Source organism: Lewinella sp. 4G2 (assembly GCF_001625015.1).
Classification (GTDB): Bacteria; Bacteroidota; Bacteroidia; order Chitinophagales; family Saprospiraceae; genus Neolewinella.
Genome location: NZ_LVWJ02000014.1, coordinates 2399819 through 2425371, shown reverse-complemented (window position 1 = coordinate 2425371; position 25553 = coordinate 2399819). Strand labels below are relative to the sequence as shown.

Sequence of the window (25553 nt, the reverse complement as noted above, 5' to 3'; positions counted from 1 at the left end):
AATATTTAGGCCGTAGCCAAAGGCTACTCGATAGTTTGTCAGGGCAATAGGAAATTAGTCGATACGTAGATCGTCGAAGTAGTAGGACTGTGCGTCTCCCGCCGTACCGAAGTCAGCAAATAGGACGACACGCCGGAGATTGGGCACCGCTTCGGCACCAGTAAAATCGTAGGTCAGCTCTTCCCACTGGTTAGCTACCGTAGTTGGGACGGATACCTCGATGGCCTGATCCGAGTTGTCGGGGTTTTCTAGTTTGAGCAGGATGGGTGCATCTACCTTCGGCGACCAGACCTTCAACTTCACCGTCTTGCTACCGGAGAAGTTGATCGGCGCGTCGACGTCGGTAAAGACGCCCGCCCATACTTGGGAACCAGTCTCCTTGACGAACTCCACCACCTTGCTACTGACATTGCTACCACTCGCATCAGGATTGGTGATCACGCCTGCGCTGCCGCCACCGAAGCCGGTAAATACGTAGTCCACGTTTTGCTCAAAACCAAGCGGCAGGTTTATGGTGGCGGAACCGTCCGTCTGCATTAAGTCATCGAAGTAGTAGGACTCGCCGGTACCGGCCGTCCCGAAATTGAAGAAGATGGCGACTTTGGAGTATTCAGGGCTCAGATCAAGACCGGCAAAACTGAAGTCTATGATCTCCCATTCATTGGCGACCGTGGTGTTCGTGGTCACTTCGAGGAATACGTTCGGGTCCGTCGCGTTTTCCAGCTTAAACAGTACCGGAATTCCCGCGGCGGGAGACCAGGCTTTGATGCGCATTGTGGTAAGGGAGGAGAGATCCAGCGGGCCACCCAGTTCCACTACGGTACCGGCCCAAACTTCGGAGCCATCCGTCTTCACGAATTCCGCCACGCGGCCACTGGTGTTCTCGCCAGAAGCATCCGGGTTATCGATGATGCCGACGCCCGCACCACCAAAAGCGAAGAATTCCGTATTTTGGTTCTCAAAGGTGATGGGCAGCACCGTCGGGTCACTCACGGTGACGGTCTCGGTCACCTTGATGGTTTCACTGCCACCGTTTACGGCGGTTACGCAGACTTCGTACTCGCCCACCGTGGAGTAGGTGTGGCTTGCGGTTTCACCCGGGTTGATACGCACCGCGTCGGCGCTATCATCTTCACCGAAGGTGACGTCGAACGCTGTCGCCAAATCCGCCGAGGCGCTTACCGTGATGGCGAAGGGGTTACCGGGCGTCCGCTCGATGGTGGCTACCAAATTGGTGGGGGCGGCGAAGTTAACGGTCAGCTCCTCCGTGTAGGTGGTCATGGCACCGTTGATGCCCATGGCTTCCAACTCGACGGTGTAAACACCGAGTTCGTACACGTGGGTAATGGTTTCGCCGGGGGCAATCCCGACGCTGTCCCGCTCCCCGTCGCCAAAGTCCACCCGGAAGAGGGTTACGCCCGTACCGAGGGGTTGGATGGTGACCGCGCCGGTGTTATCCGCCGCAATATCAAAAGCCAGGTCGAGGTCCGTTGGTTCCGCGACGCCGTCAAGGGACGGGACCATATCCTCATCGTCCACGCAAGCGGTGAAGCCGAGGGCAACCAGAAGGCAGAGCAGGTAAGGGAAATTTTTCATTGTAGCTATTGTTGCGGGAGGGCCCAGTGGTGATGGCGGCCTCCCCGTTTGATTAAACCAGAAAACTATTCGGCGGCTACCTAGTAACCGGGGTTCTGAGACCAGTTGCCGTTAGCAAACTGGATCTCCTCGAAGGGGACCGGGAACAGTTCGTTTTTGCCCGCCGTAAATCCGTCGATCGCACCCGCGGCAGCGCCCGTCCGGACGAGGTCGAAGAAGCGGTGGCCCTCCCCCATCAACTCCAAACGGCGCTCGCGGAGGATGAAGTCCCGCAACGCATCGCCACTGGCACTAATGTCGTGGTCGAGATCGCCAAAGGCGCGGCGGCGGACGTCGTTAAGGTAGGTCCGGGCCTGTTCGTCGTTGCCGGTAGCGTTCAGGGCTTCTGCGGCCATCAGCAGCACGTCGGCGTAGCGGATAGAACGGTAATTGTTGGGGTTGGTAAGGTTTTGATCACCGATGTTGCTATCTCCCTTGCGGGCGATGTACTTACGGTTGTAGTAGCCCGTGTGCTCAAAACCGAGGCCAAAACTGGCGCCGGTTTCCTCCGCCCACGCGTCGATGTCAAGCACGCTGGCGAGTTGGCGGCTGTCGCCCGGTTCGTAGGCGTTGAAGGCTTCCGCGGTAGGGACGTTGAAGCTAAAACCGCTGTCGTAGATCGGGCCAGTATGGTTACGGATTCCGTTGAAACCAACGGCTACGTTGCCCTCACTACACTGTAAGCAGCCGAAGCCGGCGCCCTCCGCGTCCGTGTACTGCACTTCGAACACGCTCTCCGGTCCGTTTTCGCCGGTAAGCTCGAAGAGGCCGGCGTAGTTGTCCACCAATTCATACTTGCCGGAAGCGATCACCCGCTCAAGCGTGGTAGCGGCCTCATCGTATTTCTCCTGGTAGAGGTAAACCTTTCCAAGTAGGGCCTGGGCGGCACCCCGGTCGGCACGGCCGACGTCGCGAGCGTCTACTGGCAGGTTGGCGATGGCGATTTCCAGGTCATTTTCGATGGCGGCGTACACCTCTTCCACGGGGGAGCGGGGCAATCTGGTTTCGTCGCCCAGCACGAAGCGACTATCCCCCTTCAGCGGGATGGGGCCAAACCATTTTACCAGTTCAAACTGGTAGTAGGCGCGCAGGAAGCGGGCTTCGGCGATCACTACCTCGCGGCCTTCAAACTCCGTCTTATCCTGAAATTCCAGGATATAACTCGACCGTTGTACACCGGCGAACATCCAGTCCCAAATGCTTTTGAGCTGGGCATTCACGGGGGTGTGGATCATGTCGTCCACCTGCTGAATACCGATCACGTCGGTCGCGCTCTCGCCACCGGCCAGGGTATTATCGGAAGCAATTTCTCCCAGCATTACGTTGAGGTAACTGGGTTGCAACAGATCGTACGCCGCAATGAGGGCGTTCTCGTAGTCGGCCTCGGCGTTGAAGTAGTTCTCCGAGTCGATGCTGTAGAGCGGCGCGCGCTCCACGAAGTTGTCCTCACAAGCGGAAAAACCGAGGAGCACGAACAGGGCGGATATAAGTAGGATAAATCGCATGATGCGGAATTGTCGATTGAAGCTGATAGTCAGTTAAAGGGTCACGTTGGCGCCGAAGAGGAAGGTCCGGGCAATGGGGTAAAAGCCGTAGTCGATACCACCACCGATCGGCGCGCCACTGGATGCTCCGGGGTCAAAGCCACGGTAACCACTCAACGTGACCAAGTTATTGGCGCTGACGTAGATGCGGAGAGAAGATGGTCGCGGCGTCCCCTGGCGGAAAGGCAGCGTGTAACCCAGGGTAACGTTCTGCAAACGCAGGAAGGAAGCGTCCTCAACGTAGAAATCGGAAAAGACCTGATTGGATGTCGCCGCCGTCGTTACGCGGGGAACCTCTGTGCTAGTGCCCTCTCCCGTCCAGCGGCTGAGGTAGTAGTCCAGGCGGTTGACGTCGGATAGCGCCCGTTCGTAAGCCCGAACGATGTCACCGCCAACGGAAGCGAAGGCGTAGGCACTCAGATCAAAGCGGCGGACTTCCACGCGGAGGTTTCCACCGAAGGTGTAATCCGCAATTGGATCACCAATGTAGGTCCGATCGTTGGGGTCGATCACTCCGTCACCGTTCGTATCCACGAAGCGGAGGTCACCCGGCTGGGCGTTAGCGCCGAGCGCCAGTTGGGAGGGGTGGGCTTCCACCTCGTCGGCGTTCTGGAAAATCCCGTCCGTCCGGTAACCAAAGAAATAACCAATGGGCTGGCCGACCTCCATACGGGAGGGAGCCAGTTGCCCTACGCCGAAGCCACCACCTTCAATGAAGCCGGTACCGTTATTGACGGCCAGCACCTCATTGTCGAGCGTAGTGGCGTTGACGGAGGCACTGAATTTGAAGTTCTTGTTGATCCGCTGTTGGTAGCCAATGGCGAGTTCAAGCCCTTTATTCTGAACTGATCCGGCGTTCACCGTCGGCGCGGCGGAACCGGGGGCGGCCGTCCCTACGATTCCGGACACCGGGATATTAGAGATCAGCAGTTCGTCGCGGGTATTGATGAAGTAGTCCGCCGTGATGCTCAGCTTGTTATCCAGCATTGCCAGGTCGAAACCGACGTTGAATTTCTTGGCTTCCTCCCACTGCAGGAGTGGATTGGGGAGGGCGCCAATAGCCGTTCCGTTCACCAGGACACCATTGAGAACGTAAGTCCCTTCCCCACTCAGCGTACCGATGAAACCGTTGTTCAGGATCTGGTCGTTACCCAAAATACCGTAGCTGACGCGGAACTTAAGCAGATCGACTGCATCAAAACCACCCAGGAAGGGTTCATCCGAAGCGATCCAGCCCGCCGTGAAGGAGGGGAAAATGGCCGACCGGTTCTCGGGGCCAAATTTGGTGGAGGCATCCCGCCGCACCATCGCGGTCAGGAAGTAACGCTGGAGGTAATTGTACTGCACCCGTCCGAAGTAGGAAAGGCGACGCTCGTCGTAACTGTAGGAACCCACGTCGCGCGCACCCTCCGGGCTGGTGCCAGTCGCCAGGGAAATGTCGGCAAACTCGAAGTCGTTATTCGGCACGTCGAAGCCGGTAGCGAAGAGGCCGTTGCCCAACTCCCGAAACAGCGTGGTGCCCAACGTTGCCGTCAGGTTGTGCTTCTCACCGAAGTCCCTTTGGTAGGTACCAAAAAGGTCGAAGGAATAGTTGTTGTCGTTAATGGCGTTCTGGCTTACGCTGCTGCGTTGCACGTCAAAGACCTTCCCGCCGTAGCTGATCTGCTTGGCGAAGCTGCGGCTCTCACTGTTGGCCGTATTGAATCCCACCCGGCCGGTGATGGTTAATCCTTCCAGGGCCGTCCAGTCCAGGCTAGCCACCCCATTCAATTTATTGAGGTCGTAGTCATTAAAGGTATTAGCGATCTGCGCCGCTGGGTTGATCACCTCGATTCCTAGTCCGGGCGTATTGGGGACGAGCGTAAAGTCATCGCCCTCACGTACGGATAGGGTTGGTGGCGCATTCAGGGCGTTAAAGAGTACGGCACCGAGACCGTTCTCCGCCAGTGCGTCGCGATCGATATAAGTATAGATGGCATTAGTCGTCAACTTGAGGTTATCCAGCAGATCGACGCCAAGGGATAGCCGGGCGGTATTCCGGCGGAAGCCAGCCTTTTCTCCGCCAATGATGCCTTCCTGCTCCAGGTGGGAGATGCCAGCGGAGTAGGTCACGCGGTCGCTGCCCCCGGAAGCCGTCAGGTCGTGGCTCATGATCGGCGCGTTACCAAAAACCTCGTCCTGCCAGTCCGTACCCGCCCCCAGGTTGGAGGCATCGGGGAAAGGTAGTGCCTGACCACCGGCGGCGTAGCTTTCGTTGAGGAGCAGTCCGTATTCCGTAGCGTTGAGTAGGTTGAGTTTGCGGCTCGTCTGCTGGGTACCGATATAAGTATTGTAGCTAAAGCGAGTGGGTGAGTTCTTCTTACCGGTCTTGGTCGTCACCAGGATGACGCCGTTGGCGCCGATGGTACCGTAAACGGCGGCCTGGGCGTCCTTCAGAACGGTGATGGTCTCAATATCGCTGGGGTTCACCGTACTCAAGTCTCCCTGGTAGCCGTCGATGATGACTAAAGGTGCATTCTGCCCGTTCGTGGAAACGCCGCGAATCCGAATGTTTAGGCCAGCCCCCGGCGCGCCGGATTGGGTCGTAACGTTTACGCCCGCAACGGTTCCCTGCAGCGCCTGCTCGATTTTCACCGGCTTAAGTTCTTCGATGGTCTCGGCGTCAACCGTACTTACTGATCCACTGACGTTGCGCTTTACCTGGGAGCCGTATCCGATGACGACGACCTCGTCCAAAGCCTGGACGTCCGGTCCCATTTCCACGTTGATGGTACCCGCGGCAGCGGCTACTTGTTCCGTTGTTGCGTACCCGGTGTAGGAGTACCGCAGCGTGGCGCCGGTAGGCACGTTGTTGAGACTATATGAGCCGTCAAAATCCGTAACCGTTCCGGATAGGCCGGCGGACTGGGCGCCGTCCGTGACAACGATGACACTGGCCCCAATGAGGCCTTCGCCGGTTTCGGCATCCGTGACCATTCCGGTCACCGTAATACCCTGGCCGAAGACACTCAGGCTACCCAGGAGGAGTAGCGTAACGATGGTATAAATGCGCATGATAAACTTTGAAAAGACATCAACTGATGAGAAGCCGGGTAGTAGCAAGAAGCGTCCGACGTTCGTGTCTACAAATGTAGCCGCGCCCATTATGTTTTCTATCTTTTCATACCCCTACAAAACTTTCATTAGGGGACAAATGGCCGTGAACTGACTGTTTGGCAAGCATTCCCGCAATCGTTTGTTAGCCACCCGACACTAATAAATACGTGGGATGGCATTAATGTTGGGGTAATGTTGTGGTGCTGTGAGGTAGCTAAAGTGACATGATGTAGTCCGCCAGACCCGTTTCCCGCTCCAGGTCCATCTTTTTCCGCAGCCGGTAGCGTTTGACTTCCGCGCTGCGGGGGGAGATGTTCAGCATCGAGGCGATCTCTTTGGTGGATAAATTGAGCCGCAGATAGGCGCATAACTTGAGATCACTCGGCGTGAGTGCGGGATGCCGTTCCTTGATGTTTTTGAAGAACTCCCGGTCCGCGTTCTCGAAGGCGGCGCGGAAAACGGACCAGGTTTCCGCCTCGTTCAAATTGTGGTTGATCGTCTCGACGACGCGGCTGATATTCTGTTCCGGGGCAGCCTTCTTTTCCAGTTGTTCCTTGATCTCCTGCAGCAGTTCATTCTTCTTCACCAGACTCAGCATCGTGGAGGCCATTTCGCGGGATTTGCTCTCCACATCCTCCCGCAGGCGATCGTTCTGCAGCCGGCTCAGCGCCAGTTCCGATTCTCGTTGCTGCTCTTTGATCAATCGCTCATTATCCTGCCGGAGCGCCTCCTGTTTGCGGTGGTAATACCGACGGTTATAACGGTAAACGAGGTATAACATTAGCCCAGTCACGAGCAGATATAAAGTCCACGCCAGCCGGGAAGCATACCAGGGCCGGACGACGCTGATGCTAAGCGTGACCCTATTGTCCGAAACTTGCTCGCCGATGCAGGACTGTCCCTCCACGGTATACGTACCCGGCGGTATCTCATTCAGCTCGGCCCGGGCCTCCGTTTGCCACTCCGTCCAGTCGTCACCGTTCAGACCCAACACTCGGTACCGGTACTGCGGGCCGAGGTATTTACTGTAGTCCGGGACGGCGAAGAGGAGTTCCAGGTTGTGCTCAAAGTGGGCCAATTTTCCGGCCTGATCCAGCTGAAGCGGTCGGCGGTCGCCTTTCGAGGAAACCGCGCTAGCTCCGCGCAGAAACACCTCGTGGCGGTTATCCCGCAGCGCATCCAAATCGAGGCTGAGGTAGCCGTCGGCGATCCCGAGAATGATACGGTCATCTTGCGTTCCGATCAGGTTTTCGTAGCCGAGTTTGGCCCCGAGCAGTTGGCGGTCCAGGGCAATTCGTTCCACTTTATTTTCCCGGCCGAGGGCGGCGGGGCTCAGGTAGGTCAGCCCCGTTTTCGTGAAGAACCAGAGTCTGCGGCCTTCCCTTACCATGGTGCCGGAGGCATATTCTTCGGCGTTCAATAATTCACTCAAGCGCTTATCGCGCTCAAAGCCACGCTCGTAGTCTAATAGCTGGTAAACGCCCAGCCCGGAGTAGTGGTAGATCTTTCCCTCGTACTTGATCAGGCCGGCGTTCGGGTACTTGCCTGGCTGCTCGTAGAGCTGCTGTTCGGTGATCCGGGTAGCCGCTTCGTTGAGACGCAGTCCGTAAACACCCCGGTATTCGTGGCTGATGTAAACTTCCAGGGCTTCCGTTACCGCCAGAAAACGGGCGGAGTACTCGAAACCTTCCACCCGGTGGCTGAAAGCCCACCCGTCCGCTACCCGGCGGAGTACGCTTAGCCCGTTGTACGTCCCTTGCAATAAGAGCTCCGGCCGACCGGGCACTTCTTGAATGGACCAGGTTCCAGTACTCGGGTCAATCAACGTAGCATCCAGGCCGTCGATCACGAAGGTGCCCCGGTCGTGCCCGCAAAACAGCGTGCCTTCATACTTGAAGAGTGACCACACCTGGGCCCGCGTTCCCGTCACGAGTTGGGGCTCCCCTACACCATTCAGCGACTGGGCGTAAAGTCCCTGATTAGTACCCAAATAAAGCATCCCCTCGTGCTCGGCGGTAGCGTGGACGGTACCGATCTGGCCGGTGACGTCTGTATACTTCCGGATGGGGGACCGCAGGTTGACGATACTGATTCCGTTGTCGGTGCCGGCCCAGAGGTCACCAACTTCATCTTCGAAAAGGGAGAGCACGGTGTTGTTGGCCAAACCCGAAACGCGGTCCACGTGGTGAATCAGTTCACCTTGCTTATTGGTTACGTACAAGCCGGAAGAGATGGCGCCGAAGGCCTTCCCGCCGTTGCGCAGATTGATGGAACTGTACAGGCGCTTACCCCGCAGAAAAGGGAAATCTGAGGTGGCTTCCCAGATGCCGTTCACCAATTTCACGGTACCATCGTTAGCCGTTTGACCGTAGAGCACGCCGTTTTGGTCCCAGATGTTGACGAGCACGTAGGGGTTGCCCCCAGTTGTGAGCAGGGTTGGTTCGCCTTCATTCTCAAGGCGAAACAGTTCCTGATCACCCGTCTGAAAATAAACGGCGTCCTCGGTGGAAAAGAGTTTGGTCAGGCCCTTCGGCATCCAAACGATCTTCACCGTCTCGGCCGCCGGGTCGTAGAGATAGAGTTTGTTGAGGGATTGGAAGAGGATCAGGTCATCGACTTGCTCGATCTTCCAGAATTGCTCGTCGGCCCGCAATTTATCCCGCACCCGATCGGCCAGACTGACGTAGGCGCTGTCGCGGGTGCCAGGTTGGGGATAATAGCCGAAGTCCATATAGCTTCCGACGTAAACCCGGTCAGCGATGGACTTCACCGACCGCACAATACTACCGTTAGGGGATGGCTGGAGGGTCCACCGTTCCCCGTCGTACTGGAGCAGGCCCTGATTATTGGCGACGTATACAAAACCCTGATCGTCCTGGCTGATGGCCCAATTCTGGGTGCCCGCGCCGTACACATCCGGTGAGTAGGAACTCGCGGGTGGTAGGACCTGCCCCGTCACCGGAGCCAGCATCATTAACCAAAGAAGTAGCATCATCGGCAACCGCATACCGCCAAGGTAATGAGATTCTCGGGCGCGCTACGGCTGCCTGACCCTGCTCGACGGGAAACCGACGTAACCGCCCTAATTGAATTGTTGCGGATTACGGCTGCTACCTAATTAGGTTAAGGACCGTAATAATCCGCTGCCAACCATTACTCAGAGGTCAAAACCAATATCACTCCGGTAGTTAACCCCTTTGAAGTGAATCTTCCGGGCGTTCTCGTAGCTCAGGGCCAGTGCTTCCTGGAAGGTGTCTCCGTAGCTCGTCACGGCAAGGACGCGGCCACCGTTCGTAACGATGTCACCGTCCGCATCCCGCTTGGTGCCGGCGTGAAATACGCGGCTACCGCTTACGTCATTCAGACCAGTAATGACCTTCCCTTTCTCGTAGGAACCGGGATAACCACCACTTACCAGGACGACCGTAGCGGCTTGCCGCGGCTCAATATCCACCGTAGCGCGGTAGACTTCGCTGTCCGTTGCGAACAGGCATAATTGCATGAGGTCAGTGTTGAGGCGGGCCATCACGGACTGGGTTTCGGGGTCTCCCATCCGGCAATTGTATTCGATGACGTATGGTTCCCCCTCGACGGAGATGAGGCCGATGAAGATGAAGCCTTTGTAATCCAGCCCTCGCGCCTGGATGCCTTCCAGGGTGGGTTTGATGACGCGGTGCTCCACCTTGGCCATCATGTCGGCGTCGACGAAAGGTGGGTGGCTTACGGAACCCATACCGCCAGTGTTGGGTCCGGTATCCCCCACCCCGATTCTTTTGTAGTCCTTAGCCACCGGCAGGGTGACGAAGTCCTTCCCGTCAGTAAGGACGAATACGGAAAACTCGATCCCGTCCAAAAAGTCTTCGATGACGACTTCGCTGCCGGCGTCGCCGAACTTCCCGTCGAGCATGGCCTTCAGTTCTGCCTGGGCTTCACCCCGGTCGTTGAGGATGACGACGCCCTTGCCGGCGGCCAGCCCGTCCGCTTTGAGGACGATCGGGGTCTTTGAGATGGCGAGGTAGTCCACACCCTCTGAGAGAGTTTCGTTGGTGAAGGCGCGGTACCCGGCGGTCGGGATACCGAACTCCTGCATGAATACTTTGGCGTAAGCTTTACTCCCCTCTAGCTGAGCGGCCTCCTTGCTCGGTCCTAAAAACCTCACCTGCGACAGCGCCGGATCGTTCTTGAAGAAGTTCTGCACGCCCCGGACGAGCGGTTCTTCCGGGCCGCAGACGACTAAGCTGATGTTCTTTTCCAGCACCACCGTTTTGAGGGCGTCGAAATCATTGGGGTTGAGCGCCAGATTGGTGCCGAATTCCTCCGTGCCGGCGTTTCCGGGAGCGATAAAAAGTTGCTTGCAGAGGGGGCTTTCGGTGAGGCGCCAGGCCAGGGCGTGTTCGCGGCCGCCGGCACCGAGGAGGAGAACGTTCATAAGTCGATTGGTGAGTTCGCCGCGAAGGTAACCGACCGAGGGAATTACTTCGCCCGCAAGCTTCGGTAAACTTGTACCCCGATTACGACGAACAGGGCGACGAAGAGGACCCAGAAGATGCGCATATCCATTCCTTTGGTGAGCCCCGCCGCCGACTGCGCCGTCGCGTAGGCAATGTAGGCGAGGAGCAAACAGATGACCAGACGCACCTGCGCCGTCATCTCTAAATTGATGCGTTGCTGCCGCTCGGCGTTCTCCGGCGTAATGGGCGTGAGCGGTACGTTGTACTTCTGCCAGGACGGTTTTACGGCATTTTTCAGCAGCACGAAGATGGCCAGGTTGACGACCGGTACCAGCCAGAGGACGTACTTCGTGATGAGGTTATCGTCGGGATCAAGGTCATTCTTCATGGGGATCAGATCGGGGATCTCCCCCCACAGCATTGCCACGGTCGCAAAGCCAAGGATGACGGCCGCCAGCGGGATGGTCCGGTACAGCCCGGAGTCCATCGGGTTCGGCAAATCGGGCAACAGGGCTACTTCTTGATCGGTCATGGGGTGAATGGCTAATTTGGACGTACGGAGTTATGGGTAAAATGACTGACTCTACGCTAGGGTTCGCGTCCCTCGATGAAGGCAAGCGCCCGTACGTCCATGCCATTATACGGTTTGCCGCGCAGCGCGAAGCCAACGTGACCACCCAGTGCGGGTTCCTCCAATTGGACGAGCGGATGCGTCGCCGCTAATTCCCGCGGTGAGCAGGCGGGCGGTACGATGGGGTCGTTCTTGGCGTTGACGATCAGGACCGGCGTCGTAGTCCCCGCCAGGAAGTTGCCGGAGGAGAGGTAGGCGTAGTAATCGTCCACGTTATCGAAACCACCGATGCGCGCGGAAAAATAACGGTCAAAATCCCGCCAGCGCTTCACTTTGGAGATGTCCGCAGCGTTGACGCGGCCGGGGAATTGGGCTTCCTTGGCCATGATCTTCGCAAAGAGTGACCGCTTGAATTTCCGTCTGTACACCCAATTACCGGGGTGGTCCAGGCTATCTGCGCTGTGCTCGATGAAAACAGGCGCCGAAAAGGCAATACCGTGGGTGATGACGGCGGGGACGCGGTCTCCCAGCGTGCCCAAATATTTTAGCGTGAGGTTGCCCCCCATGCTGTAGCCGATCATGGTTACCTGCTCGTAACGATCATCTCGCAGCGCATGGTTGACGACGGTTTCGACGTCCTCCGATTGCCCGTGGCTGTACAGCCGCGGGGTGCGGTTCATTTCGCCGGAGCAACTGCGGCAGTTCCATGCCAAGACTTCCCACCCCCGCTCGTGGAAGAACCGAGCCGCGCTGGCGACGTAGACGCGGCTGCTGTCCCCCTCCAAGCCGTGCGAAAGGATGACCAATTTGCTGGCGGCGGATTGGTCCAGCCAGTCCAGATCGAGAAAATCTCCGTCCGGTGTATCGATCCGTTCCCGCCGGTAGTTGACCGGCACTTTGCGGAAGAGGTTGGGGACGATGGTTTGATAATGCCCTCTGAGCCCGGTCATACTTTGCGGGCGATTTCGCCGTAGACGGCATCCCGTTCTACCCGGCAGGTGGTGGCGGAGTCGTAATCAAAGGTGCCGTCCTCGTGGTAGTCGTAAAAGGTAGCGACGTCACCAATGGCGAAGGGGCGAAATTCGTACTGGTGGACGTAGCGCCCTTCGTCGCCGTCGACGAGCCAGATTACGTGGTCGGGGAGTTCTTTGCGCATTGGGGAGGTTGTGGGGTAAAGGTAAATGGTTCTTCTTCTCCATCCTTATTCGCCGGGATCTGACGGACCTTCGGTCTCGTCTGATCACGGGCTATCTTGGTGTTCCCTACCGGGAACGGAAGTCACCAATTCTGATCCGTCGTATAAACGCAAAAAGCCCCCGCCTTAGTGAAAAGGAGGGGGCCATCTGCTGTTAAGTAGGTTTTATCACTTACTATTTCGTCATTCCGTTGGCTTGATCGACGAGGTCGTTGACGATGTACTGGGCGGAGCTGAAGAATGCGTTTACTTCATCACCCTGGTCGGTGAGCTTTACGCTGGGATTGATGGCCTTGGCGTTGTTAACCAACTTGTTGGTCCAGGTATCGCTTACGCTGAAGCGGCCGTCATTGGCGATGTCCTTCAGGATGCTAGCCGTTTCGGTGAAGGCTTGGCGGGCGAGGTCGGCGTGGCTGAGGCTTCTCCAGTTCTCTTTCATCTGGCCGGCTTTCTCCATGATCATGGCTTTGCGGCTGTCGAAGTTCACTACGTTGATGCCCTCGGCGGCTACCATGGCCTCGGCGGCGGTGAGTAGCTTCTGCAGACCGTTGTAGGTGTAGTTGTGGTCCAAGCCTACTTCACCGTTGATGTAGATCTTATTCCAGTTGTTGTAGTCGTTCACCTGGGTTTCGTAGCTGTAGGTAACGGGTTCGAGTACGTACAGTACGGGTTGGGTGGGGATGGTTTTCACCAGGGCCATCCGTTGAATACGGTCGCTGTACATCTTTTCGATGTCAAAGAAGGTTAGGGCTTTGTCGTAGCCGATTACGTCTTCGAGTTTGTCGAAGTAATCCTTCTTGAGCTCCATTTCACGGATATCAACTTCCATGTAATTTTCGATGAAGTCGGCGGTTTCTTCGTTCTCGTCCTTCACGGTATCGTCTTCGGCCATCTCCTCGCCGTATTCGTCTACCAATTCGTTGCGCTCAACGTTGAGGGCCTTCTTGGCATCCATATAGGACATCAGCAGTGGCGTGAAGCCGGTGATCTCTTCGCTCGAAAGACCTAACGCTTTACTGGTCAGGGACCGCATATCGACTTCGTACTGGCTACGAATCATCTTGGCGTAATCTTCGGAGTAGTTACGATCGTCGGAGTAGCTGGTCACGTCTGCGGACCGGTCACTCATCGGATTGACACGCTCTACCTGAGCGAATGATGGGGCGGCAAGTACGGCGGTCAAGGCCAGGGTTGAAATAAACTTTTTCATTGGTTTGGTTAGTTTAAAAATGCACAAAATCAGCGGCGTTCAACGGCCGCATTCAGCTCTTTAAACGTGAAAAACCCTACCTCATGTTCGATAACGGGAAGTCCCACCCCACAACAACGTGGTGATTTTCCTGCTCCACTAATCCGCTCGAGGCCCCGTAAATAAAAGCTTGCGGCGGTGAACCGAAATGCGCTCAGGGGATTAAGATTTTTTCAATTTCCCCGTCCATGATGTCTCTCAAAACCGGCCTGACCACCCTCATTCTCCTGTCTTCCTGCCTGCTTTTTGCCCAGGTGGAAACGGATTTATTGGCTACCTATAATCAGGCCAGCCTCCAGCAACAAAAGGTGGCCATGCTTACGCTCGGTGGGTGGGCCGTGGCGAACATTGGCACGGGTCTGGCACTGCGTGGTGGGTCCGAGGGTGCCACCCGCCGCTTCCACGAGATGAATGCGCTCTGGAATACCGTCAACCTGGCCATCGCCGGCTTTGGCTACTACAGCTATTTGCAGGCTGATCCGGCGGGTTGGGACCTGGCTACGAGTATGCAGAAACACCAGCAATTTCAGAAAATTTTGTTATTCAACACGGGGCTAGACGTCGGTTACGTGCTCGGTGGCCTGTACCTGACGGAGCGGGCAAAGCGGCCCGGCGTCGATACCGACCAACTGAAAGGGTACGGTAACAGCATCATGCTACAGGGTGGCTTTCTCTTTGTGTTTGACTTGGTCAATTACGTGATTGCGACCAAATTGAATGGCACGCTTCCCCTGCGACTGGGCGGCACCGCCGATGGTTTGGGTCTATTGCTTAATTTTTAGCGCTAGGCTTTCGCTCACCAATTTAGGCGCGCACCGACAGCGTACGGGACTTACTGCGTGGCGCTGCCGCAGGTGCCAGGGAATGGGTAAATCGGGACTATACTCCATAAAAAAGCCCGCCCCTGACTAAAAGGGCGGGCAATAACAGTTCAGATAGAATAATATTGGAGTATGTCTATAACAACGGGCCGCTACTGGCGCGTGTTTGTTAGGTAGGCCCAATTATTCGCTTTGGTCACCTTTGATAGTAAAGCGTACACGTAACCACCGTTGTTCGCCACCTGGAGCTATTTTCACTGAATTCGGACAAATAAATTTTGCAACCGTTCCCGTCATAAGACGTTTCCTCCTTACCCGGCGGGCTTTCCGTCGTAACGTAAGCTATCTCTTTTTCCTTCTTGCCCCTGAACTCCGCACCTGCGGCAGCGCCCGGTTTTCGTACCGTTCGGAAGCCCGCCGACGCAGCCTAACAAATAACCTTTCCGTGACGCGCCGGCCGGCCCCGCCACTAGCACGTTTCGTACTTTTGCGCTAATTATGAAGCACATCCGTAACTTTTGCGTCATTGCCCACATCGACCACGGCAAATCTACCCTTTCTGACCGCCTGCTGGACTTTACCCAGGCCGTCGGTGAACGGGAAAAGATGGACCAACAGCTCGACGATATGGACCTCGAACGCGAGCGGGGCATCACCATCAAGAGCCACGCCATCCAGATGAACTATACCCACCTGGACGGGACGGATTACGTGTTCAACATGATCGACACGCCCGGCCACGTGGACTTCTCCTACGAAGTGAGCCGCTCCATCGCCGCCTGCGAAGGTGCCCTGCTATTGGTGGACGCGACCCAGGGGATTCAAGCCCAAACGATCTCCAACCTCTTCCTGGCTTTGGAGCACGACCTGGAAATCATCCCCGTCCTGAACAAGGTAGACATGCAGACGGCCCGCATCGAAGAGATGGCCGACCAAATGATGGAACTGACTGGCTGTGACCGGGAGGACATCATCCTGGCCAGCGGCAAGACCGGCATCGGCGTGCAGGACATCATGACGGCCGTCGTGGAGCGCGTCCCCGCCCCCGAAGGCGACCCAGAAGCACCCCTCCAAGCGCTGATCTTCGACTCCGTATTCAATCCCTTCCGCGGGGTGATCGCATACGTACGGATTATGAACGGTACCCTCCGCAAAGGGGATACCGTCAAGTTCATCGCGACGGGTGCCGAGTACGATGCAAACGAAGTAGGTGCGATGGAAATCAACCCCCGGCCCATGCAGGAGGTGAAGTGCGGCAGCGTTGGCTATATCGTGACTGGCGTGAAAAATAGTTCGGAAATCAAGGTGGGTGACACGATCACGACCAAGGACAACCCCGCCGAGATGCTCTCCGGTTTCGAGGAAGTGAAGCCGATGGTCTTCGCCGGCATCTTCCCCCTCGACAACGACGACTTCGAGCCACTGCGCGATAGCTTGGAAAAACTTCAGTTAAATGATGCTTCGCTCATTTTTGAGCCCGAAACCTCCGCCGCTCTCGGCTACGGTTTCCGTTGTGGCTTCCTGGGGATGCTGCACCTGGAGATCGTCCAGGAGCGTCTCTTCCGCGAATTCGGTATGGACGTCATCACCACCGTACCGAACGTAACCTACCGCGTGACGGATACGAAGGGGAACGTGACCGAGATCCGCAACCCCGCGGAACTCCCCGAGCAGAACAACCGCCAAATGGTGGAAGAACCAATCATCAACGCCCAGATCATTACGACGACCGACTACATCGGCGCCATCATGAACCTGTGCATCGATAAGCGGGGCCACCTGACGAAGCAGACTTACCTCAGCCCGCAGCGGGTGGAGCTCCACTTTGAGCTGCCCCTGGCGGAGATCGTCTTTGATTTCTACGACCGCCTCAAATCCATCAGCCGCGGCTACGCGAGTTTCGACTACCAGCCGAAGGAATACCAAGAAACGGATTTGGTGCGCATGGACATCAAACTCAACGGCGAGAACGTGGATGCGCTTTCCGCACTCGTCCATCGCAGCAAGGCCGCTTACGTTGGACGCGGGATGTGTAAGAAATTGCGCGAACTCCTTCCCCGTCAGCAGTTCATGATCGCCATCCAGGCGGCCATTGGCGCCAAGGTGATCGCCCGCGAAACCCTCTCCGCCATGCGGAAGGACGTAACCGCCAAATGTTACGGTGGTGACATCAGCCGGAAGCGCAAGCTCCTCGATAAGCAGAAGGCCGGTAAGCGGAAGATGCGCCAATTCGGTAAGGTGGAAGTGCCACAGAAGGCGTTTTTGGAGTGCTTGAAGTTGGATTAGTCCAGGCCCCCCCGTCCCGAAGGGCCGGCCTACGTAGCGATGGCACGCCGTTAGGCGGCCCATTCTACAAACGGAGGCCCTCCGACGGTTGCATAAGGAGCCCCGACCTCTGGTCGGGGTAGGGTCGTGTTCTTTTCAACCACACAAAATTTACCGCGATTTAAGTACCCGTACCCCTCAGACCCGACCAGAGGTCGGGTCTCCAGGCATGGACCTCGGCACTCAGCCTCCTACAACTTCTCCGCTTTCACCAACTTCACCCCTTCTACGCTCACGTCGCGAACGATGTAAAAGATGGCCACGGCCATGAAGACCAGGGGGAGCGCCAGGCCGATGAAGAACTCCTTGCGCACGTCGGGCAATTCCGCCAGGATTTGGTAGGTATCGCCGATGCTGTACCCCTCGTTGCGGATCTCCGCCCAAAGGGTCAGGAATTGGGCGACGACGATAAGGATCAGGTTGACGACGATTAGAATGGGCTTCGTAAGCGGTCCAAGTTTACCATTTAGTTTACCGTAGCCTAAGTAGCTCAGGAAGACAATTACGAAGGCTCCCAGCGTAGTAATGTAGCCCGTGAAGTAAGCGACGGCCACCCAGGCCGCTACACCGAGCATGCCGCCCAAGATGGCACCGGCGGCGCCCATGGTGTAATCGTTTTCTGCCTCCCTACGGCGCTCGTCGTGGTCGTCCAATTCGCGCATCAGGGAGCTGGCTTCGTTGGTATCCATAACCACGCCAGTTCCTTCCAGGACGTAGTAGCCGTGGTGGCGGCTTTCCTCCTCAGTGAACCGGGCGGGGATGCCGAACTGATCCAACCCCTCCTGAATAATGGTGAGCGCCCGATCAATTTTCTCCGCTTTGATCTTACGAATGGTGGATTCGAACACGAGTTGGATAGTGTCCTCGGTAACCACGAGCTCACCGTCGAAGCCGATATCATCCTTACGAGTATTGAGTTTTCTACTAAGCAACTGTTGGTTTTCCTCGCTGATCTCTCCAGTCTGAATGAAAAGCACCTTTTCTCCGAGGCTGTCGACGGATCCTCCGTGGATGATGTTAATCAGGTTGCCCCGGTACAGGCCAAAGATGCTTTTAGGAGCTTGGCGGAAGTCTAGTTCCCGACCGTAATCGGTCAGGGTGGTGGCGGTAGTCATTGTGAGTAGGTTTGATAGGGGGTGTGGTAAATAGGTATACTAAAGGTAATAATTGAAATGTTGGATCGGAGCTTGGGGCCCGACCTCCGTGTATTTGGTACGGACCGGGACTTTGTGATTGGAGCCCCGACCTCCGGTCGGAGTATGGTCGTGTTCTTTTCAACCACCCAAAATTTACCGCGATTCAAGTATTTGCCCCATCTAACCCGACTAGAGGTCTGACTATATCGGAGCCCCGACCTCCGGTCGGGGTATGGTCGTGTTCTTTTCAACCACCCGAAATTTACCGCGATTCAAGTACCCGCACCCCTTCAACCCGACCGGAGGTCGGGTCTCCGAGCTATGACAAAATTGCGGTACTCAACTACCCTATCCGACCCAACAGCATAACTAGCCGTCACCTTTCCCCCGTAGGCACCCGGCTCCGGCGCCACCACTCCCCCACCAAAGTGCACCTCACCGGTAAACACCTTCGCCTCATCCCATAACCCGGAGGTCAAGAAAGTATTCAGGATAGCTGCACCACCTTCAACGGTAACGTTGGCCAGCCGGCGCTCAGCCAAATCTTGTAGGACTAACTCCAGCGTGGCTTTATCCAAATTATTTGGCATTACCACGCTATTCCCCCTTGGCAACTCAACGGGCCGGCTCGTGTAATGAATGGGCGAGCTAGGCCCGGAGAAGACCTTCTCTTTACCCGTCAGCCGGCCACGCGGGTCGATGACTACCGGTCGGGGGGAAGGGCCCGGCCAGAGGCGAGTCGTCAGGCTGGGGTTGTCATCCAGTACCGTGCGGGCACCGACGATGACGGCCGTCTTCCCGGCCCGCCAGCGGTGGACCAATCTTCGACTGATCGGGTTGGTGATCCAATACTCCGCCGCTCGGTCTGCGGGGCGGAGATAGCCGTCGGCGGACTGAGCGTACTTCAGCGTTACGTACGGCCGGTGTTTTGTAACGAGGGTTTCGCGGAACTGCCCCGCAATTCGGGTAGGTTCAAAGTCCGGATACTCAACGACCTCTACGCCTGCCGCTCGCAGTAGCTCGACGCTTCCGCCGTCGACGCCGGGGGTACTATCCCGCTGGCCGATGACGACGCGTTTGATGCCATGATTCAGGATCAGGGTAGAGCATGCACCGGTCTTACCAACAATGCAACAGGGTTCTAAACTGACATACAGCGTGGATTCACTGATGAGGTGTCGATTTTCCGGAATTACACTGTTTAAACAGTTGACTTCGGCGTGGGCCTTTCCTGCTTGTTGATGGTAGCCTTCACCAATTATTTTTTGGCCGTGCACCAAAACACTTCCTACACGTGGGGAATCCAGTACCCTACTATCACCCAACAATGCGAGTTGGGCGGTCCGAAAAAGATACTTAGTGTCTGTATTCATGCCTTAACAATGCGTGAGGACAAGTTCATGCGCTATTTCATACAACGTATTCCCAATTTCATCCCAAACAATCGTTACACCAAGCAAATAACGGTTGCGGGGGGGAGTAGATTTACCAGCATCGGATAGGAACCTTGGATGTTCAGTATTGCTACTGATTTTTTTCAACGCCATTCTCCGACCTTTTAAACTGGATTTTTAACTGCAATAAATCATTTTGTAATGACTGAGCTATCTCTTAAGAACTCCGCTGAGCGGGTTCTTCTGGACACGCAAGTGTACGAAGAACTACAGCGGGACCAACACCTCCAGGAGGTGAATTTCTTCAACAACCTTCGCCTCCATTCATCGCGCTGCGTCGTCTTTCAAAAGACGCACCCCCGCAACGATGGTTCCGGAAAGTACCGTACCGAGACCATTTACCTGCACAAACTCGTAGCCGAGCGCTACCTGGCGGACACCCGCACTGCCCAGGCAAATCTCGTAGGCTGCGTCAACGGCAATAAGCTGGACTGCCGCCTCGAAAACCTCGAGTACCGCTCCCGGGCCGAAGCGAGCCGCAAACGTAAATCCAGCTCCAAGCTGGGCTACACCGGCGTCTACAAAGAGAACAACCGCTACCGTGCGGTCATTTCTCAGAACCGCAAGAGCATTCACATCGGGATGTTCGCCACCGCCGAAGAAGCCGCCATGGCTTACAACCGCAAATCCATTGAGCTATACGGCAAGGCCGGCAAGCTCAACGTGATCCGCCCCCACGCCGCTCCCGATGGTTCTCCCATTGGCAATGCAGCTGGCATCGGCCGCATCATAGCCCAGAAAGGCGAGCGGGCCAACGGGCGCGAGCAATTCAGAAATCAAAAGGAGTAAACACTCCCCTCACTACGCGAATAGTTTGTTGTTTTAAGAATTAGAAAAAGCTCAAATCACCTTTTGGTGGTCTGAGCTTTTCTCGTTGTGGGGCTACTGTCCTTTACTTCCGTCCACGCGTCATCTCCCGTTTTCCGGGTGGTCCGGGCAACGGCTCCACGGTGAAACCGGCGTCGCGCAAATCGCGTTTAAATTGGCCCTTCGCGCAGTAGGTCACAAAGATTCCGCCGTCCGCTAGCGCTGCGTGGGCGAGGTCCATCGCCACCGGCGTCCACAATTCGGGTTGGCTGGCGGGGGCGAAGGCATCGTAATAAAGCAGGTCGAAATTGACGGCGGCCCAATGACTCGGCAGGCCGTCCAGAAAATCCGCTTGCACTTTCGCCAGGCTAAAATTCGGAGCAATTTCGTGCGCCAAACCATCGGTGGGTACTTCGTGCAGCCGGAGAAAATCAGCCTCCGCCACGTCGAGTTCCTGTGGATAATTTAACGCTGCCGCGGGTGCGATGCCAAGGGGATAGCGTTCGTAAGCGTAGTAGGTGACGTTGACCTCAGGATGATCCTTAATGGCTAATTGGGTCAGCAATGCATTCAGTCCGGTACCGAAACCCATTTCCAGGATGTTGATCTGCGATACGCCGGGCCGGGCCAGGACATCGTTAAGGCCAGCCTCAATAAATACGTGCTGGCTTTCCTGAATGGCACCGTGGACGCTGTGGTAGGACACGTCAAAACGGGTACTCCTTAAGCTGTGGCTGCCGTCCGCCGTGACGAATAGTTCGTTGCTGTCCGAAACCATCCTAAGCTACTTTGAGGCCGGCGACGCTGATGTCGAGGTGAGAAGCGTCGTGAACACAAGTGCCGTTCTTAATCAATAGGGCCTGGGGTGATTCGTGGCGGACGCCAAATTCATCCGCAATAAAATTAGAGACGGCCCGGTACTGGATGAGGTCGAGGTAGTAAGTTTCGACCTCCTGCTCAGTGAGGTCCCAGCTGGCTTCCAGCCGGCGCATCGCCATCGAGCTGATGGGGCAGCGGGTACTGTGCTTAAGGATGAGACAGGGCACTTCTTTGCTCCGTTCGATGATTGCCTCGACGTCGTGGATACTCGTGATCGACTGCCAGTTGATATTCATATTATAATCTTTAGGCAACTCAAACACCGCAATTCACCGATGGTTGTTGGCTGCCCTAGCCGAGCAGCGCAAGCGTCGCCAACAGACACTGGGCGAGGTCGGCCACTGATTCGGAGAGGCTGAAGTTGGTTGGGCAGCCCATCCCCCGGTTGCAGGAACTCAGGCTAACGGCGGCCACCCCGGCGAGGAGCATGGAAACGGTACGCAGGGATGTGGTGGAGGACTTAAGGGATTTCATTTGTTCGTTGCTTTTTCTTTGGAGGACCGACGAAACCTCATTCGGGGCGGTACGTTAGTTTTAACGTCGGTCCCCAGGGTTTTCGCGCTTTAATCGGCGCAAAGATCGGGGGATTTTCCTTACCTCGCACCCGCGGCAGCGCCCACTTAAAGAATTTCACCGACAAATCGTACTTTTGCCGCCCAAACCAAGCAACCACTATGGCCAGAAAATTAGCCCTGAGAGACGCCCTGCGCGAAGCGATGTCCGAAGAAATGCGGCGCGACGAAAATGTATTTTTGATGGGTGAAGAAGTCGCCCAGTACAATGGTGCCTACAAGGTGAGTAAGGGGATGCTCGACGAGTTCGGCCCCAAGCGCGTGATCGATACGCCGATCGCCGAACTCGGTTTTGCCGGTATCGGTGTTGGTGCCGCGATGAATGGCCTGCGCCCCATCGTGGAATTCATGACCTGGAACTTTGCCATCCTGGCCTTCGACCAGATCGTGAACAACGCCGCCAAGACCCTGAGCCAGAGTGGTGGCCAGTACAACTGCCCCATCGTGTTTCGCGGCCCTTCCGGTAGCGCAGGACAGCTGGCCCAGCAGCACAGCCAGACCTTCGAAAGCTGGATGGCCAACACCCCCGGCCTGAAGGTGATCTCCTGCATCGACCCCGCCGACGCGAAGGGCCTCCTGAAGAGCGCCATCCGCGATAACGACCCCGTTTGTATCATGGAGTCCGAAATGCTCTACGGTTACGAAGGCGAGGTGCCCGAGGGTGAATACCTCGTGCCGATTGGCAAGGCCGCCGTCCGCCGCGAAGGCACCGACGTGACGCTGATCAGCTACAACAAAATGGTCCTCGTAGCCATGGAGGCCGCTGAAAAATTGGAAGCCGAAGGCATTTCCTGCGAAGTGATCGACCTGCGGACCATCCGCCCCCTCGACCGCCGTACGATCGTGGAGTCCGTCAAAAAAACCAACCGCGCAGTGGTGGTGGACGAAGCCTGGCCCTTCGCCGGTGTCAGCTCCGAAGTTGCCTATGAGATCCAGAAAGCCGCCTTCGATTACCTCGACGCCCCAGTTATCCGCGTAAATAGCGCCGATACGAGCCTGGGTTACGCCCCGACTTTCGTTGAGGAATACCTCCCGAATGCGGACAAGGTGATCCGCGCGGTGAAGGAAGTGGCTTACGTGAAGTAAGTACTGGTTAGCGGATTTTGCTGCCGTTGACTTGATATGAAATAAAAAAGCGCTCACTCCTTGGTTGGGGTGGGCGCTTTTTTTGAGATTTTAATAATGTGATCCAGTATCTCCCAGAATGATGGGTTCTGTAACCTCGTATCCGAGCGAACTTGACTGGATGATTTTTGACTGTTCTTCAGCAGTTATGGTGATGGGTTCCGAGTTCCATTGTGCGGTGGACCAGTTACCGTTTTGACGGATCACCAGGGGAACCAGTAATCTAGCAATACTTCCAGCGGGTAACACACGCTTGCTTATCGTGAGGTTCGGTTTGGTAATTATTTGGATCCGTGGTGATAGGCTAAGGTCCACTACCGAGAGTATCACCGAAACCGAGGCTGAATCTTCGGACACTAGATGAAAATCAACGTACCGAATGATGGTAGTGTCTTTATTCTTATCGTAAGGCCAAAGGTTGTTGCCAACAATTTCATTCGCGACAACTTTTAGTAATTCGTCAGACGAATGTTGGCCACACACAAAGGTTGTGCTGGCGAATATTGTGATAAACACCAACATACGTCTGACAGAAACTGCTACTTTGCTCACTACAACTATTATTATTTACGATATTGATATTTGAATAGGCATCTCAAATCTAGGTTCCGGACCAAGAGTAATAAACAAGAGGTTTACACACCGTATACCCCAACGCTAATTTTTTCTTGATATACTCGCATTGATCAATATCTCCATCCCTACTTACCGGATGCGTAAATGCGTGTTGGTTTAATTCGATCAGCACGGGAATCATCAAAAGATGAAGATCCAGATCTTTAAACCAGGAACGCTTTAGCAAAATCGGTGCTCCGCCATTCAGCAGATCCGACGTATATGGTGGATTGGCCTCCGCGAGTACTAGCGCGGCCGCTACCTCATCTTCTATTTCGTACTGTGGCACGAAAGTCAATTGATAAATCATGGTCGTATCCTCCGGACCACGACTGATCTTTTTGTCGGCTTGGAGTTGGTCGAGGAGCTTGGCGACGAAATTTGGGGATAGGTCTTGGGCGGGGAGTTCACATAGGCCTACCAAAAGTAATAGACAGGTTACCCATTTAATTAATTTGAAGTTGGCATTCTTCGGAGAGGACATAAGCGTAAATGGTTAATTGGTAAACTCGTTGCCCCCAGAATTGAAGCAACAGTGAATGGCAAAGATTTCGAGTATTTGCCTGACACTTTAAGATTACTCAATCGTAGCAGTGTACCAAAGATGAGCATAGCGCGATAATTACACATTTACCCTAGGTAAAATCCAGCCCAACCTTAACCACTGGTGCCGGCTAAAGTAAGGGTTCAAACTAAGGGTTTCGTACCCTCCCCCACATTCCGCCTAAACCTTACCTTAGCGCCCCATGAAATTTGGCTCCCAACCACTGGACCTCGTCATCATCGGCCGGTCGATCCTTTCTTCGGTGGACAACCCCTCGGCGGGGCTGTACCGGGGCCTCATCAATGAACTGGCCCAGCATGGGCACCGGACGATCTTCCTAGAGTACGCCGAGCCCAACATCGTACAGTTCCGCGACATGTTGCGTTCTCCCTACTGTGAGGTGTGGACCTACGCCAGCCTCAGCCACCTAAAGGACCAGTACACGCTTCTGATCAGATCCGCCGACATTGTGATGATGGGTAGTGGCGTGCAGGATGCAGAGGACATCGCGGTCTGGATCAGCGAAGAGTCCCGGGGAAAGTCCATCTACTACGATACCGACCTCAGCCGGACGGTAGCCTCCCTTTCCGCCGCCCAGAAGATGGGGGACTGCCTGAGTTGCCGGACGATCGTCAACTTCAACCTCTACCTCAGCACCACTGGCGGCCCGGCCCTGGATAAACTGGCCCGGGAAAATGGGCTAAAGTGCGCCCGCCCCCTCTACGAATCGATCGACCCCTTCGACTTCTACCGGACGGACGCCACTAAGACCTACGAATTGGGCTTCATTGGTAACTATAAGGAGGACCGCAAGGAAACGCTCGGCGCTCTCCTTTTCGAACCCGCAGAGTACACGCCGGCCCGTAACTTCGCCCTGGCCGGCAGTGGCTATCCGGAGCGCTCACACTGGCCCTCCAACCTGACTTATTTGGAGCACCTCCCCGCCAGTAACCTGGTGGATTTTTACAACCGCCAACTCTGTACCCTCGTCATCAGCCGGGCGGACCGGCAGGAAATGGGCTATACGCCTACCCGCAGGCTGCTGGCCGCTGCGGCCTGTGGCGTACCAGTGCTTACCCGCCACTGGGAAGGGCTATCCTCCTTCCTGGAACCCGACCGTGAGATCTACACCGTGGAGGACCGGCAGAGCGTACTGGACGTCCTCTACGGCACCGACGAGGGCCGCCGCCGCAAGATGGGCACGAAGGCCCGGGAACGCATCCTCGGCGAACACACCATCGCCCACCGGGCCCAGGAGTTGCTGGCTTACCTGGCGGAGATTACGGACTAGTGTATTCGTAAGCATTCTACCCTGACTACCACGTCAGTTCTGCGACCCAATACGTTAGGGAAAACCTTTGGTGAGGGGCAATCTTCCCGAATCAGCGGGTAATAACATAATTTTGTGAGTCCTTTCGGCTAGCACCTACGTAATAAGTGCGTGTACGCTGGCCAGACACCGAGCGGCTACCCGATAATCCCACCGATCAATGCCAAAAATTGGTTTGGTTCACGGGACGTTCAAAAGTCGTTG

Annotated in this window: 20 protein-coding genes; 5 read left to right on the top strand and 15 right to left on the bottom strand. The window is 56.0% G+C overall.

All coding sequences use genetic code 11. The features are described from left to right. Positions 1 to 54: 54 nt before the first annotated feature. The 9 genes from A3850_RS10315 to A3850_RS10275 all read right to left on the bottom strand — a co-directional run bounded on the left by A3850_RS10315 (position 55) and on the right by A3850_RS10275 (position 13702). Positions 55 to 1596 carry a PKD domain-containing protein gene (locus tag A3850_RS10315; RefSeq protein ID WP_068216221.1) on the bottom strand — a complete coding sequence of 514 codons (1542 nt, stop codon included), beginning with the start codon at positions 1594 to 1596 and terminating at the stop codon, positions 55 to 57. Positions 1597 to 1676: 80 nt separating this feature from the next. Next, positions 1677 to 3140 carry a RagB/SusD family nutrient uptake outer membrane protein gene (locus tag A3850_RS10310; protein WP_068216219.1) on the bottom strand — a complete coding sequence of 488 codons (1464 nt, stop codon included), beginning with the start codon at positions 3138 to 3140 and terminating at the stop codon, positions 1677 to 1679. A gap of 33 nt (positions 3141 to 3173) precedes the next feature. After that, positions 3174 to 6233 (bottom strand): TonB-dependent receptor, encoded by a 3060-nt coding sequence (locus tag A3850_RS10305; protein ID WP_068216218.1) that lies wholly within the window; start codon positions 6231 to 6233, stop codon positions 3174 to 3176. A gap of 256 nt (positions 6234 to 6489) precedes the next feature. Next, entirely contained in the window at positions 6490 to 9282 is a 2793-nt protein-coding gene (locus tag A3850_RS10300) for a two-component regulator propeller domain-containing protein (RefSeq protein WP_082921745.1), read from the bottom strand. 150 nt (positions 9283 to 9432) lie between these two features. Next, a complete protein-coding gene (purD, locus tag A3850_RS10295) occupies positions 9433 to 10704 on the bottom strand; it encodes a phosphoribosylamine--glycine ligase (RefSeq protein WP_068216216.1) in 1272 nt (423 codons plus the stop codon). 44 nt (positions 10705 to 10748) lie between these two features. After that, entirely contained in the window at positions 10749 to 11258 is a 510-nt protein-coding gene (locus A3850_RS10290; RefSeq protein ID WP_068216214.1) for a hypothetical protein, read from the bottom strand. A gap of 56 nt (positions 11259 to 11314) precedes the next feature. Then, positions 11315 to 12247 carry a YheT family hydrolase gene (locus tag A3850_RS10285; RefSeq protein WP_068216212.1) on the bottom strand — a complete coding sequence of 311 codons (933 nt, stop codon included), beginning with the start codon at positions 12245 to 12247 and terminating at the stop codon, positions 11315 to 11317. Continuing rightward, on the bottom strand, positions 12244 to 12453 hold the full coding sequence (locus A3850_RS10280) for a hypothetical protein (RefSeq protein WP_068216210.1): 210 nt from the start codon (positions 12451 to 12453) through the stop codon (positions 12244 to 12246). Before A3850_RS10280 ends, A3850_RS10285 begins: the two co-directional genes overlap by 4 nt. Before the next feature lie 214 nt (positions 12454 to 12667). Continuing rightward, on the bottom strand, positions 12668 to 13702 hold the full coding sequence (locus A3850_RS10275; protein ID WP_068216208.1) for a hypothetical protein: 1035 nt from the start codon (positions 13700 to 13702) through the stop codon (positions 12668 to 12670). Between the two features lie 227 nt (positions 13703 to 13929). Between A3850_RS10275 and A3850_RS10270 the strand changes: the two genes are divergently transcribed. Together A3850_RS10270 and lepA are read left to right on the top strand one after the other, a co-directional pair. Beyond that, positions 13930 to 14523 (top strand): hypothetical protein, encoded by a 594-nt coding sequence (locus A3850_RS10270; protein ID WP_068216206.1) that lies wholly within the window; start codon positions 13930 to 13932, stop codon positions 14521 to 14523. Between the two features lie 537 nt (positions 14524 to 15060). Then, complete coding sequence (gene lepA, locus A3850_RS10265) at positions 15061 to 16848, top strand: translation elongation factor 4 (protein WP_068216204.1); 1788 nt, start codon at positions 15061 to 15063, stop codon at positions 16846 to 16848. A 230-nt stretch (positions 16849 to 17078) separates the two neighbouring features. Here lepA and A3850_RS10260 read toward each other — a convergent pair whose 3' ends face one another. Together A3850_RS10260 and ribD are read right to left on the bottom strand one after the other, a co-directional pair. Next, on the bottom strand, positions 17079 to 18002 hold the full coding sequence (locus A3850_RS10260; protein WP_068216202.1) for a hypothetical protein: 924 nt from the start codon (positions 18000 to 18002) through the stop codon (positions 17079 to 17081). Between the two features lie 311 nt (positions 18003 to 18313). Further along, positions 18314 to 19396, bottom strand: coding sequence for a bifunctional diaminohydroxyphosphoribosylaminopyrimidine deaminase/5-amino-6-(5-phosphoribosylamino)uracil reductase RibD (gene ribD, locus A3850_RS10255; RefSeq protein ID WP_068216200.1), 1083 nt, complete (start codon positions 19394 to 19396; stop codon positions 18314 to 18316). A gap of 222 nt (positions 19397 to 19618) precedes the next feature. Here ribD and A3850_RS10250 point away from each other — a divergent pair, with 222 nt between their 5' ends. Continuing rightward, positions 19619 to 20266 carry a hypothetical protein gene (locus A3850_RS10250; RefSeq protein WP_068216198.1) on the top strand — a complete coding sequence of 216 codons (648 nt, stop codon included), beginning with the start codon at positions 19619 to 19621 and terminating at the stop codon, positions 20264 to 20266. Positions 20267 to 20369: 103 nt separating this feature from the next. Here the strand turns inward: A3850_RS10250 and mnmD are convergent, their stop codons facing one another. Genes mnmD through A3850_RS10235 form a run of 3 tightly spaced genes read right to left on the bottom strand, consistent with a single transcriptional unit; the run spans position 20370 to position 21637 of the window. After that, positions 20370 to 21062, bottom strand: a complete 693-nt coding sequence (gene mnmD / locus A3850_RS10245) for a tRNA (5-methylaminomethyl-2-thiouridine)(34)-methyltransferase MnmD (protein ID WP_068216196.1) — start codon at positions 21060 to 21062, stop codon at positions 20370 to 20372. 1 nt (position 21063) lies between these two features. Continuing rightward, positions 21064 to 21399, bottom strand: a complete 336-nt coding sequence (ytxJ, locus tag A3850_RS10240) for a bacillithiol system redox-active protein YtxJ (RefSeq protein ID WP_157501054.1) — start codon at positions 21397 to 21399, stop codon at positions 21064 to 21066. A 55-nt stretch (positions 21400 to 21454) separates the two neighbouring features. Further along, on the bottom strand, positions 21455 to 21637 hold the full coding sequence (locus A3850_RS10235) for a hypothetical protein (RefSeq protein ID WP_068216194.1): 183 nt from the start codon (positions 21635 to 21637) through the stop codon (positions 21455 to 21457). A 200-nt stretch (positions 21638 to 21837) separates the two neighbouring features. On the opposite strand from A3850_RS10235, the gene A3850_RS10230 reads away from it, so the two are divergent. Then, on the top strand, positions 21838 to 22821 hold the full coding sequence (locus A3850_RS10230; RefSeq protein ID WP_068216192.1) for a pyruvate dehydrogenase complex E1 component subunit beta: 984 nt from the start codon (positions 21838 to 21840) through the stop codon (positions 22819 to 22821). 640 nt (positions 22822 to 23461) lie between these two features. Here A3850_RS10230 and A3850_RS10220 read toward each other — a convergent pair. After that, the gene (locus tag A3850_RS10220) at positions 23462 to 23959 is read right to left on the bottom strand and encodes a hypothetical protein (RefSeq protein WP_068216188.1); all 498 of its coding nucleotides are present in this window, start codon (positions 23957 to 23959) and stop codon (positions 23462 to 23464) included. A gap of 262 nt (positions 23960 to 24221) precedes the next feature. Between A3850_RS10220 and A3850_RS10215 the strand changes: the two genes are divergently transcribed. Next, positions 24222 to 25310 (top strand): glycosyltransferase, encoded by a 1089-nt coding sequence (locus tag A3850_RS10215; protein ID WP_068216186.1) that lies wholly within the window; start codon positions 24222 to 24224, stop codon positions 25308 to 25310. Positions 25311 to 25553 lie beyond the last annotated feature (243 nt).